Annotated in this window: 8 protein-coding genes; 7 read left to right on the top strand and 1 reads right to left on the bottom strand. The window is 56.5% G+C overall.

All coding sequences use genetic code 11. The features are described from left to right. The 7 genes from gltB to VGE80_RS12545 all read left to right on the top strand — a co-directional run. Positions 1–3,098: glutamate synthase large subunit (gene gltB, locus VGE80_RS12575; protein ID WP_440592916.1), on the top strand; the 3,098-nt coding region annotated here is incomplete at its 5' end. A 405-nt stretch (positions 3,099–3,503) separates the two neighbouring features. Continuing rightward, on the top strand, positions 3,504–4,970 hold the full coding sequence (locus tag VGE80_RS12570) for a glutamate synthase subunit beta (RefSeq protein WP_440592915.1): 1,467 nt from the start codon (positions 3,504–3,506) through the stop codon (positions 4,968–4,970). A 241-nt stretch (positions 4,971–5,211) separates the two neighbouring features. Then, on the top strand, positions 5,212–5,673 hold the full coding sequence (gene rpiB / locus VGE80_RS12565) for a ribose 5-phosphate isomerase B (protein ID WP_440592914.1): 462 nt from the start codon (positions 5,212–5,214) through the stop codon (positions 5,671–5,673). Between the two features lie 89 nt (positions 5,674–5,762). After that, entirely contained in the window at positions 5,763–7,055 is a 1,293-nt protein-coding gene (locus VGE80_RS12560) for a 3-keto-disaccharide hydrolase (RefSeq protein ID WP_440592913.1), read from the top strand. A 199-nt stretch (positions 7,056–7,254) separates the two neighbouring features. Further along, a complete protein-coding gene (locus VGE80_RS12555) occupies positions 7,255–8,643 on the top strand; it encodes a lactate utilization protein B (protein ID WP_440592912.1) in 1,389 nt (462 codons plus the stop codon). A gap of 398 nt (positions 8,644–9,041) precedes the next feature. Further along, positions 9,042–9,872 carry an OmpA/MotB family protein gene (locus tag VGE80_RS12550; protein ID WP_373652095.1) on the top strand — a complete coding sequence of 277 codons (831 nt, stop codon included), beginning with the start codon at positions 9,042–9,044 and terminating at the stop codon, positions 9,870–9,872. A gap of 278 nt (positions 9,873–10,150) precedes the next feature. Further along, positions 10,151–13,054: a tetratricopeptide repeat protein gene (locus VGE80_RS12545; protein WP_440592911.1), complete on the top strand. Its 2,904-nt coding sequence runs from the start codon at positions 10,151–10,153 to the stop codon at positions 13,052–13,054. A 61-nt stretch (positions 13,055–13,115) separates the two neighbouring features. Here VGE80_RS12545 and VGE80_RS12540 read toward each other — a convergent pair whose 3' ends face one another. Continuing rightward, positions 13,116–13,436 carry a hypothetical protein gene (locus VGE80_RS12540; RefSeq protein ID WP_397570019.1) on the bottom strand — a complete coding sequence of 107 codons (321 nt, stop codon included), beginning with the start codon at positions 13,434–13,436 and terminating at the stop codon, positions 13,116–13,118. Positions 13,437–13,529 lie beyond the last annotated feature (93 nt).

The following is a 13,529-nucleotide window of genomic DNA, read 5'->3' as shown; positions in this document are numbered from 1 at the left end:
CCACTGAAACACTGCAGTTCATGCTCGTTCCGATGATCACGACGAAGAAGGATCCCATCGGATCGATGGGTGATGACTCAGCACTGGCGTGTATGAGCGACCAGCCCCGTCTGATCTACGATTACTTCAAGCAGTTGTTTGCACAGGTGACCAACCCCGCGATCGACAGCACGCGGGAAGAAGTCATCATGTCGCTGGAGTGCTACATCGGCCCCGAAGGCAACGTCCTCGATTCGACCGAAGGTCAATGTCATCGCCTTGCCGTTCCGCACCCGATTCTCACGAATGAAGAACTGGCCGCAATCAAGCATTTGAACTATCGCGGCTGGAAGACCAAGACGATCGATATCACCTATCCGAAGTCTCAGGGACCGAAGGGCCTGAAGTGGGCTCTCGATCGGATCTGTGGCGAAGCGCGTCAGGCGATCGTCGACGGGTATAGCCTGATCGTCCTCTCGGACCGTCTGGCGAGTGCCCATCGTCTGCCTGTCAGTGCCTTGCTGGCGACGGGAGCCGTGCATCATCACCTAGTCCACAACGAAGAGCGGACCCGTATCGGGATCGTCGTCGAGACTGGCGAAGCCCGTGAAGTCCATCACTTCTGCCTGCTGACCGGGTACGGCGCCGACGCCATCAATCCTTACATGGCATTCGAAGCCCTGTGGCAGTTGCAGGATGAAGGGGAACTGTCCGGGGAATGGACCCACGAGCAGATCACCGCCGCTTATCGCAAGGCGACGAAGCAGGGGATCCTCAAGGTGATGGCCAAGATGGGGATCTCGACCCTTGCCAGCTACAAGGGTGCCCAGATCTTTGAAGCGGTGGGGATCAGCGAAGACGTGATCAACAAGTGCTTCCGTGGGACCCCCAGCCGAATCAGCGGTGTCGGTTTCGAGATCCTCGGTGAGGAAGCATTCCGACGTCACGAACTTGGCTATCCGACGCGAGAAAATAACAAGCTTCCCGTGCTTCCCAACTTCGGACTTTACGCCTGGCGTTCCGCCGGTGAAAAGCATGCGTGGAACCCCCACAACATTGCCAACATCCAGCGAGCAGCCCGGCAGGGAGACAAGGCGGCTTACAAAGAGTTTTCGAAGATGGTGAATGAGCAGACGACACGTGAGTGTCATCTGCGAGGGATGCTGAAGTTTAAAGAGGGGCTGACACCTGTTCCTCTGGAAGAAGTCGAACCCGTCGAAGCCATCCTCCGTCGCTTCTGCACAGGGGCGATGAGCTATGGTTCGATCTCTGCTGAAGCCCATGAAACGCTGGCGATTGCCATGAACCGCATCGGCGGCAAGAGTAACACCGGCGAAGGGGGTGAAGACTACAAGCGTTTCAAACCCGAACCCAATGGTGACTCGAAGCGGTCGGCCATCAAGCAGGTCGCGTCCGGTCGATTCGGTGTGACAAGCTGGTATCTGACCAACGCCGATGAGCTGCAGATCAAGGTTTCACAAGGTGCCAAGCCTGGTGAAGGGGGCGAACTTCCCGGCTTCAAGGTCGACAAGATCATCGCCGCAACCCGCCATTCAACTCCGGGCGTCGGCTTGATCAGTCCTCCTCCGCATCACGACATTTATTCGATCGAAGACCTGTCACAACTGATCTTCGATTTGAAGAATGCCAATCCCTCCGCCCGTGTCAGTGTGAAACTGGTCTCTGAAGTGGGTGTCGGAACGATCGCGGCGGGTGTGGCCAAAGGTCATGCCGACAAGATCCTGATCTCTGGAGACTCGGGCGGAACGGGAGCCTCACCGCTTACCAGCATCAAGCACGCCGGTATGCCGTGGGAACTGGGAATCGCCGAAACCCACCAGACACTGGTCCTGAACGACCTTCGCAGTCGCGTGCGGCTGGAAACCGATGGTCAGCTCAAGACGGGTCGCGATGTGATCATCGCCTGTCTGCTGGGCGCCGAAGAATTCGGGTTCGCAACGGCTCCACTCATCACGATGGGCTGCATCATGATGCGTAAGTGTCACTTGAATACCTGCCCGGTCGGGATCGCGACTCAGGATGTCGAGCTTCGCAAGAAGTTCACCGGCCAGCCCGAGCACGTGATCAACTACCTGTTCATGGTCGCCGAAGAAGCACGCGAGATCATGGCGTCACTCGGTTTCCGGACGATCGACGAGATGGTCGGACACTCGGAAGTGCTCGAATACGACAGCTCGATCAACCACTGGAAACTGAAGCACCTGGATCTGTCCCAGATCCTGACACCAGCGATCAAGCCGCACGAAAACGTTCAGACCTACTGCACGATTCCACAAAACCACGGGATCGAGCTGCAGATCGATAACGAACTGGTTCGCGAGGCCCAGGAGGCGATTCAGAATAAGAAGCCGGTGCGACTGAATATCGAAGTGCAGAATATTGATCGTGCACTCGGAACGATTCTCAGTCACGAAGTTTCCAAGAAGTGGGGCGAGCAGGGACTGCCAGACGACACGATCCGGGTCCGTTGCAAGGGCTCGGCCGGTCAGACGCTGGGTGGCTGGCTTGCGAAAGGGATCACCATCGAAGTCGAAGGGGATGCGAACGACTTCGTTGGGAAGGGGCTGAGCGGTGGTCGCCTGATCGTCTATCCGCCGGCAGCGTCCCAGTTCACTGCCGAGGAGAACATCATCATCGGTAACGTCGCACTCTACGGGGCAACCGCGGGTGAAGCGTTCTTCCGTGGTCGTGCGGCTGAACGGTTCTGCGTCCGAAACTCGGGGGCGAGCTGTGTGGTGGAAGGAGTGGGCGACCACGGTTGCGAATACATGACCGGTGGACGGGCGGTGATCCTCGGGGAAACGGGCCGCAACTTTGCCGCCGGTATGTCAGGTGGGATTGCCTATGTTTACGATCGGCATGAAAAACTGCTGTCCAACTGCAACCTGGAAATGGTGGCGTTGGAAAAGGTTGATTCTCCTGCCGATATCGCAGAACTGAAAGAGCTGATCGCCAAGCACTACAAGCACACGAACTCGACCGTCGCGGCCGAGATTCTGCAGAACTGGGACGACGAACTTCCGCGGTTCGTAAAGGTCATGCCAACTGACTACAAGCGTGCCCTTGCCGAACAGTTGAAAGAGCTTGCGAGCAAATAATGTGAAAACGAGGTTCCCGGCGGGGCGTTCAAAACTCCTCCGGGAACACGTCTCACGGAGTCCTCGCAACGGCCTTCCCGTGAACGAGATTGCTGGCACCATCCCTGTGCCGTTTCAGCCATGAGGGAACTTGTGCAGATGGCTGTCCTGGAAATAAATCGATGTGGTGCCTGAATCGATTCGGGCACCGGGTCGGTAATGAAGTCGCCTGATTTTCCCGTGTCGTCGATGAGTGTTCATTGGCGAGAGTTATTCAGTAATCGCCAAACGCTTGATCGATGAAATGTCATCCTGAGCGGTGAGTCGTTGTGTCGCAGACGGTTGGGACAAAAGCACAAACCCCGATCGAACCGACCAATCCGATTTCATCCGGATTATTCGCGTTTCTACAACTTTGGTATTCAAATGGGTAAGCCGACAGGTTTTAAAGAGTTCCAGCGACAGACGCCGAACGAAACCGATCCCCGGTTGCGGGTTCTGAACTGGAATGAATTTCATGAACACATGTCTGAGAAAGAGCTGCGTACACAAGGTGCGCGCTGTATGGACTGTGGAGTCCCCTTCTGTCACACCGGGACACTTATGGCGGGCATGGCAGCAGGCTGTCCCGTCAACAACCTGATTCCCGAGTGGAACGACCTGGTCTACCGTGGCCATTGGCGCGAAGCGCTGGATCGCCTGCATAAGACCAATAACTTCCCCGAGTTCACCGGCCGCGTCTGCCCCGCTCCGTGCGAGGGGTCATGCGTGCTGGGAATCACCAATCCTCCCGTGACGATCAAGAGCATCGAATGCTCGATCATTGATCACGGATTCGAACATGGCTGGGTTCAGCCGAATCCGCCACAGTCTCGAACAGGCAAGCGAGTCGCTGTCGTCGGCTCGGGGCCTGCGGGTCTCGCCGCTGCCGCTCAGCTCAATAGCGTTGGCCACGATGTGACCGTCTTCGAGCGTGCCGATCGAATTGGCGGGCTGCTCATGTACGGTATCCCCAACATGAAATTGGAAAAGCATATCGTCCAGCGCCGTGTTGACCTGCTCGCCACCGAAGGAGTCAAGTTCCGGACCGGTGTCGAAATCGGGCGTGATATCAGTGCGATGGACCTGCGTGAACAATTCGACGCCATCGTCCTCAGCACCGGGGCGACCCGACCAAGAGATCTGCCGATCCCCGGTCGCCAACTGAAGGGAATCCACATGGCGATGGACTTTCTTTCGGCAAACACGAAAAGCCTGCTCGATTCGCAACACTCTGATGGCCAGTACATCAGCGCGAAAGACAAGCATGTCGTGGTCATTGGTGGTGGTGATACCGGAAACGACTGTATCGGCACCTCGGTTCGTCACGGCTGCAAGGGCGTGATCAATCTGGAAATCGTGCCCGAATCACCCGCTAACCGTGCCCCCAACAATCCCTGGCCGCAGTGGCCACGTATCTTCCGCGTCGACTACGGCCACGCGGAAGTGGCGGCGATCTTCGGCGAAGACCCACGTCTGTTCAGCACGACGACCGTGGAATTCCTCGGAAATGAAAAGGGGGAAGTTCGCGCTCTGAAAATCGCGAAAGCCGAACCTGCACCGCCGTTCAAAGTCATTCCCGGTACCGAACGAGAAATCCCCGCGGATCTCGTCTTCCTCGCTCTCGGGTTTCTTGGCCCTGAATCGACCGTCGCCGAACAACTCGGCGTCAAACTGGACCCACGCTCGAACTACGATGCATCGCACGGCCAGTTCACGACAAACGTTCCCGGCGTCTTCGCGGCAGGTGACTGCCGCCGGGGCCAAAGTTTGATCGTCTGGGCGATCAATGAAGGCCGAGGGGCCGCACGGGAATGTGACAAGTACCTGATGGGACGAAGTGACCTTCCCTGATCTTGAACCTCGTCTCGGCAGTTCGCTGTCATGAGACACAATGGACACCCGAACCACAGACATTCCCCTTACCCCATCCGCGGGGTGAGGGGTGTTTTCTGCCCGGAATTCCGTCCCTGCAGAGGATTCCGGGTCGCGATTCGAAAAATGGCAGCGAGTGTCGTACAGCCTTTGTTTCTCGCTACAATGTCAGCAGCCTTCGATCACTGCTCTTTTTGACCTCAAATTCGGCTAAATCAATATGCGAATCGCTCTCGGCTGTGATCACGCTGGTTTCCCGTTGAAGCAACGTGTTGCTTCCCTGATTCAGGCAGCAGGTCATCAGGTGATCGATTGCGGCACCGACTCAAACTGCTCTGTCGACTACCCCGACTACGCGAGGAAAGTCGGCGAGACCATCATCGCCGGCCAGGCCGATCGAGGAATCCTGGTTTGTGGAAGTGGTGTCGGGGTCAGCGTGGCCGCGAACAAGATTCCCGGTATTCGCGCTGCCATCTGTCATGATACTTACTCCGCTCACCAGGGCGTTGAGCACGACAGCATGAATGTCCTGTGCATTGGCGCTCGTATCGTCGGGGAAGAAGTCGCGACTGAACTGGTCAAGGCATTCATGAGTGCCGAATTCAGCAGTGATGAGCGGCATGTGCGTCGCCTGAACAAGGTGCTCGACATCGAACGCGATGCGTTGGCCGGCCGCTTTTAAAGCCACTTCAGTTTTAAGACCATGTCATTGGTCAGCAAGGAACGCCCCTGAACTCAGCTGCTTTGGAAGACTCGAGGAGCCCTGGATCAATGAGCCGTTCATTCAGCCTGATTTTCTTTTGCCTGACTCTCGTCGTCGGATGTGCGCAGCAGCCACCCGCGGAGCCGAAGAACGCGACGGTTTCGGATTCGTCCGGGGGAGCAGCAACTTCGGCCCCCGTCACAGATCAGGGGCCCATTCTCGAAGCCCCCTCTGCCGATGGCTCAAACTGGCTTGCCAACGAAGAAGTCCAGGCAGGCTGGATCCGCTTGTTCGACGGCCACACCTTATTCGGCTGGAAATCCAACAGCGCCCTGGAGTGGACCGCCAGCGATGGCGTCATCACTGCAAAGTCGAGCGACGCGGCCGACAAAGGGTTGCTGATGACGACCACCCGTTTCGCCGACTATGAGCTGATCTGCCAGTACCGACTGGAGAAGGGTGGAAACAGCGGGATCTTCCTTCGTTCCGTGTTTAACCCGACCGCTCCTGACGTCGACTGCTACGAACTGAACATGTGCGATTCCCGCACGGAATTCGCGACAGCGAGTCTGGTTGGCCGAAAGAACCCCGCCAGCGTCGTGCAGGGCGATGGAGACTGGCACACGTTCCATGTCCGGGTTGAAGGACCTTCGGTCACCGTCAAATTCGATGGCAAGCAGGTTCTGGAATACACCGACGAAACAGAAAATCCACTCAAGACTGGCCACATCGGACTGCAGATGAACGGCGGAAAGATCGAGTTCCGCAATGTCTATCTGAAGCCGCTGGGAACCAGGCCTCTATTTGATGGAAAGACACTTGCCGGATGGCATGAGGTCCCCGGATCGAAGAGTCAGTTCACGGTCAGCAACGGAGCAATCCGAGTCCTGAATGGTCGCGGATTTCTGGAAACGGATCTGACCGCAGGAAATTTCGTACTTCAGTTCCAGGCGGTCACGAACGGGAAAGAACTGAACAGTGGAGTATTCTTCCGGGCCATGCGGGGGACAGACGAGGCCCCTTCGCACGGTTATGAGTTCCAGATCCACAACGGCTTCAAAAACGGTGATCGCACACAACCCGTCGATCATGGTACCGGTGGAATCTTCAAACGTGTCTCAGCACGGCGCGTGGTCTCGGATGACTACGAGTGGTTGACATCAACATTGATCGCCGATGGCAACCACATTGCCACCTGGGTCAACGGAACGCAGATGGTTGACTGGACGGACGAACGCCCGGCCAATGAAAACCCGCGCGAAGGAAGTCGAACGGCGGCCGGTCATTTGAGCCTTCAGGGCCACGATCCCACGACCGATTTGTCGTTCCGGAATCTGCTGCTGGGGGAAACCCCACCCTGATCTCCTCGCATCAAAGCTGACCGTTTCGCTGGTCGGCACCGTGCCGAGTTGCGTAACATACGAGGGGACTGTTCTCGATTGTCAGCGTCCAACCGTCGGATTCGATTCTGATAGAACGGACTGCATCAGACGACCGGGACAAGTTCGAGTGTCAATTTTGACTGTCGCCGATCCTTCCTCTTCAACTCGTTAGTGCAGCATGTCCCAAACATTGGTCCACCACGAACACCCGGAAAACGCAAGCACATTCGTGGCAGATGACGCGCGAGCCCACTGGCACGATCAAAGCCTCTGGTTCGTACGTTCCAAACGCGACAAAGCCGCGTCCACTCTGCCCGAGTGGGAAGAACTGCGTCAGCGGGCATCGGACATCAAGCTGCACACGATGTCGCGGTTAGGTGACTACCTGGAAGAGTTTGAACGGAACGCGACCCGACTCGGGGCGACGGTGCACTGGGCACGAACCCCGGCCGAACACAATCAAATCGTGCTGGACATCATCAAGAAGCATGACGCGAAGAAAGTGGTCAAAAGCAAATCAATGCTGACAGAGGAATGCCACCTCAACCCCTTTCTGGAACGGCACGACGTCGAAGTCGTCGACACGGACCTGGGTGAGTGGATTGTGCAACTGCGGAACGAACCGCCGTCACATATCGTCATGCCGGCGATCCACATCAAACGTGAGGAAATCGGGGACCTCTTTCACAAGCACATCGGTACCGACGCCGGTGCCACAGATCCTCCGTACCTCGTTAATGCTGCTCGTGATGAGCTGAGGCGCAAGTTCCTCGGGGCCGACGTTGGCATCACCGGGGTCAATTTCGCGATCGCGGAAACGGGCGGCTTTGTCGTGTGCACGAACGAAGGGAACGCCGACCTGGGTGTTTCGCTTCCGAAAGTTCATATTGCCTGCATGGGGATTGAAAAGCTGATCCCGCGTGCGAAAGACATGGGCGTATTCCTGCGACTGCTGGCACGATCGGCAACAGGCCAGCCCATCACAACCTATTCTTCGCACTTTCACGGTCCGATGCGCGGGGGCGAGCTGCACATTGTCCTGCTGGATAATGGCCGCAGCGATATCCTTGGTTCCCCCGATTTTCGACGATCCCTGAACTGCATCCGCTGCGGGGCCTGTATGAATACCTGTCCCGTCTACCGGCGGAGCGGGGGACATAGTTACGAGACCACCATTCCGGGCCCGATCGGCTCGATTCTGGCACCTTCGCGCGATGCCAAGACCCACCACAGCCTCCCTTTCGCCTGTAGCCTGTGCGGATCGTGTAGCGACGTCTGCCCCGTCAAGATCGACCTGCACACCCAGCTACTCACATGGAGACGTGTGATCGCGGTTCGAGGTTATCTCCCTTGGACCAAGCGAATGTCGATGAGATTCGCAAGAATCGTTCTGGGGAATACCTGGTTGTTCACCGCATCAGGAAAGATTGGTCGCTGGCTGCTTCCCAAACTGCCTCGCTTTATGGTCTACAACCGCCTGAATGCATGGGGCCGACAGCGTGAATTGCCTCCCATGCCCAAACAGAGCTTCCGCGAACTGTACCGCAAGCGAAAACGTTCGGACTAAGGGGCGAAACGGGAGGGGGCTGAACAGGTTCCAGAACCGGCCGAACTCATCGGCGGATTCCGCCGAACCCTGCGGCAGGTGTAGAGGTTTTTCGCGGATTCCATATCGGGACCGCGAACTTTCGCTCAATATTCCTCTTGGCAGTGTTCAGGCCCCTCACTATAAATCCGCCGCGAATGGTTCGCGAGTTCTGTCCATTGCGGGAACGATGGACAGACGGATTCGATGAACCGTACGCCCCAATCTCTCTCTCCAAAAATTCAATTCAACTCTCATCGTACATTGACCGTTGCGTCAGTCGTGCAGTGGATGCTTTTCCTACGTCGTCATTGACCGTGACACACGTTCGAACCCCACTGTCGATCCCGCGTCGGCGCGCTAAAACCGAGGAGTCTTCGATGTTTGGTACGCGGGTCTGCATTACCACTGGTATCGTGATGTGCCTGATTATGGCCATCGGATGTCGGAGCGCACCTCCACGAAACGCCCTGCAGCAAAGCCAGTTGCGAGCTCAACAGCTCTACCAGCAGAACAAAATGCTGGCCATGGAACGCAATGGCATGGGACAAACGGCAAGCCAGCTTGCGGCCGAAAAGGCAGCGATGGAGCAACAGTACCTTGCGGCCAAGCAAAGTCTGGATGCAGCCAACGCCCGCCTGGGGAACCTCGCGTCAGCCAACAACGAGCTGGAAGACCGTATGCGAACCCTGCTGGTCGGAAACAAGCCTTCGAACAACCCGCTTTCGGATGAATCGAATCGGCGTCTGGAAGAGATGCGAAAGAAATACAAGGATTTCGATTTCGATCCACACACGGGCGTCAGCAAGTTCTCGACAGACTTGCTGTTTGCTTCCGGAAGCGACGACATTCAGCCTCGAGCCAAGCAGATTCTGGACGAGTTCGCCCAGATCATGAATCAGGGGGATGCTCGCAGCCTGAAGGTTCTCGTATCCGGTCATACCGATGACAAACCGGTCTCTCGCAAATCAACGGCTGACAAGCACCACGACAACATGGGTCTCTCGGCAAACCGGGCCCTGTCTGTGATGCGAGCCCTTCGCAAGTCGGGGATCAACGAGAACCGAATGGGTATCTCCGGCTACGGGGCTCACCAGCCAGTGGAACCCAACTCGACCGAACAGACTCGCCAGAAGAACCGCCGCGTGGAGATCTATGTTCTCGCTCCAGACACTCCAGTGGCCAGTGCCTGGGACCCCAGTATGAACTGACGGCAGCACGATGTTGTCATCCGCCTGCAAAGGTCGGGGACGCGTTGATTCGGGAATGGCCGCTGATGCGTATCATAAGCATCAGGTGCTCTCCCAGATCACCGCGACCTCGACCTTAACAGCATTTAATGGCCTTGGAATGGTTTGACGGAGGCCAGTATTCGACAGCGTGAGATCCTTAAATGGACCAGAGTCGGACTGTCAAGTTGCGTCGCAGAGGATGTTAAGGTAGCGTCGAACTGTTCTACGGTTTTGTTCCCTGATGCAGGTACCGCCGAATGAAGTCTTTTCTGCTGATTGCCGTCCTGACCCTGCACAGTCTGACGCTCAATGCCTCGCTGTTCGGCGAAGAAACATTCGCCACCCGATTCGCCGCGGCACGCGAGCACTTCCAGAAAGGACGCTACGAAGAAGCCATTGAAACTCTGGAAAAGCTGGAAGAATCCAGGGCCCCCGACCTCGATCCAGTCCAAATCGCTTTACTGAGAAGCGAATCGCAGCTTGCACAGGGTGAACGAGCCGCAGCGGAGGAAACGATCGCTGCGGCCATCGCCTCCCATGAAAACTCGGCACCGTTACAGGCTCACTCGGCGAAGCTCCATTTCGGCCGCGGTCGCCTAAAGGAAGCGGAGACGGCTGTGGGACTCGCTCTTAAACTCGACCCCGATCAACTGGTCGCTCGACTCATACAAGCCCACCTCTATACCGAGAAGGGTGAACTCAAGAAAGCCGACGACGGCTACCGCTGGTTCGTGCGTTACTACAACCGGGCTCAACCTCGTGATCCCGAATCGCTACTCCTCGTGGCGAAAGGGGCATCACAGTACGCGCGCTGGCACAGTGCCTCTCAGATATTCGATTTTTGCGTCAATACCGTCGCCGTTGATGCATTGAAGGCAGATAAAATCTTCTGGCAGGCACACCTGGCATCCGGTGGACTGCTGCTCGAAAAATACAACAAGGCACAAGGTCGCCCCGAATTGAAAGCCGCTCTGGCAATCAACCCCAACGCGTCCGAGGTACATATCGAACTGGCCAAGTCGGCCATCGGTGACTACGACTGGGATGAGGTCGAAGAATCAGCGAAACGTGCCCTGACAATTGCCCCAGGTTCGACCGGTGCTCTTCAGGCACTCGCCACAGCCAAGCTCTACTTCCGTGACTTTGACGAGGTCGAAAAACTGCTGACCGAGGCTTTGGCTGTCAATCCGGTCGAGAGCGAGACACTGGCCCTGCTGGCATCCTTGCGCATGCTTCAGGACGGGTGGCCCGACCCCGTTCGCTGGAACCAACTTGTCAGCCATCTCGACCATATTCAGGACCTGAAACTGGAGGAGCCAACTCGCTGCGAACAGATCCTGATTGATGTCGCGACAAGAAATCCCAGGCCGGGTTACTTCCTGTCCTCATTAGCCGAAATCGTCAATATGTTCCGACAGCACACAGTGGCGGAACCATTGCTCAAGCAGGCGATCGCATTGATGCCTCAGTTGTCTCAGCCGAAGAATGCGTTGGGTCAACTCTATATGCAGACGGGCCAGATCGACGCCGCCCGTAAAACACTCGACGAAGCCTTCAAGATGGACCCGTACCATGTACGAGTCAGCAATATGCGTAAGGTCATCAAGGTTCTCGATGACTACGAGTCGTATCAGACAGAACACTTCGTGGTGCGAGCCGACGGCAAACTCGACAAGCTGCTTGCTCGCTATATGGCTGAGTACCTGGAGGAGGTCTATCCGGAACTGACGGAACTTTTCGGATTCGAACCCGAGACACGCACGCAGATTGAAATCTACAACACGGCCAAAGGACTGTCAGGACACCAATGGTTCAGCGCTCGCATGGTGGGACTTCCCTGGGTCCAGACGATCGGCGCCTCGACGGGTGTGATCGTCGCCATGCAAAGCCCCGGTTCCATGGAACAGCCGTTGAACTGGGCACGTGTGCTGAAGCATGAGTTCGTTCATGTGCTGACTCTCCAGCAGACGAAGTTCAATATCCCTCACTGGTACACGGAAGCCCTGGCAGTCCGCTCAGAAGGGTATCCAACACCTGTCGAATGGAACGATCTTCTCCTGAAACGCGTTCCCAAAGGGGAGCTCAAGAATCTTGATAACCTGAGCATGGGATTTATCCGCGCGGGCAATCAGGAGAACTGGAATTTCGCTTACTGCCAAAGCGTGCTGTACGCAGAGTATATGGTTGAACGTTTTGGTGAGCCCACGCTGGCGAAGCTGCTCGACGCGTATCGTCGGAACCTGACCACCGACCAGGCGATTCCGGAAGTCTTCAACGTCGATAAAACTGACTTCGAGAAAGGATATCGGGATTACCTCGACAAACTGGTCGCAGGTCTCCGCAAGAGTCAGGACGCTTCCGAAGAGGAATTGAGACCCGCTCAGATCGAAAAGGCGTACGAGAAAAACAAAGAGGATCCGAAAGCGGCAGCAAACTATGCGAAACTCATGTTAATCATCAAAAAACGTGAGGATGCAAAAACGATTGCAGAGGGAGTCCTGAAGAAGGAACCTTCTCAGCCCGTTGCGGCAACGGTGTTGTCACTGCTGCACCTGCGGGATGATCGCCTGGATGAAGCAGCGCAGGTGCTGGAACCGGCACTCGACAATGCTCACCCGAATAAGCAGGTCGTCGAACTTCTGATGAAGATCCGGTTGAAACAGAAGCGTCCCGAAGAGGCGATCACCCTGAGTGAACTCGGGAAGGAACATTTTCCTTACGAGAGCGAGTGGTGGAAGGGGACTGCCGCAGCCGCAAAACTGACAGGAAATACGGAAACCCGACGAGCGGCGCTGGAGACACTTGTCCGGATTGAGTCAGACGACCCTGCCCCCCGAAAAGCACTGGCGGAACTCGCACTTGAAGAAGGAAAATTCGAAACAGCGTATAAGTTTGGCAAGCTCGCGCTGCACATCGATGTACTCGATGCCGAAGTTCACAGGATCCTTGGCGAAGCACTGCTGGACACGAAGGAATTTGGGCAAGCGATCCGCGAATTCGAGACCGCCCTGGAACTCAAGCCCAAAAGCACAGATGCACAGTTGGGGCTCGCTCAAGCGTATTTAGCCAGCGGGCAAAAGGAAAAAGCGGATGTCTTGATTGAGGAGGTTCTGAAAGGAGACAGCAACAACGCACGGGCTCAAAAGTTGCGAGGGCAATGAGTCGACGTGACTCGCCGACATCGCAAGCATTCACCCGGGCGTCGACTGCTCCGACTTCGCATTACCGCTGGTAGACTTCAGGGGGACAATTGTCGTGGTGCCGGCAACCATGCAAGCAGGTGCCTCCCATCCCCCAGATGGGATATCCGTGCGGTTGGTTTCCGCAACAGGTGTGTCGCGGGTAACCGTACTGCCGGAACGATCCCCCCGTCCCATCACTGACCATTCGTCCCCAGAGGCAACTCCAGATCTGCGAGCACTTTTTCTGCTTGTGGCAGTTGCAGTCACTGCCGTGGGGCTGCGCGTGTAATACGGATGCCTGCGATGCAAGGAGGACCACCAGAGTCAAAATGCCCGCGAAAGAGACTCGATGCTGCTTCATTGCCAATTTCTCTCTGTCTAAATCGAAAATTTCGTCTTCCAAGGCTTTAGAACTTTCCCATGGGAATTTGTCGTCCCAGCGCCTACCTTGGGA

The sequence above is a fragment of the Schlesneria sp. genome (genome assembly GCF_036405755.1).
GTDB lineage: Bacteria > Planctomycetota > Planctomycetia > Planctomycetales > Planctomycetaceae > Schlesneria > Schlesneria sphaerica.
This window is presented reverse-complemented; position numbering and strand designations above follow the sequence as displayed.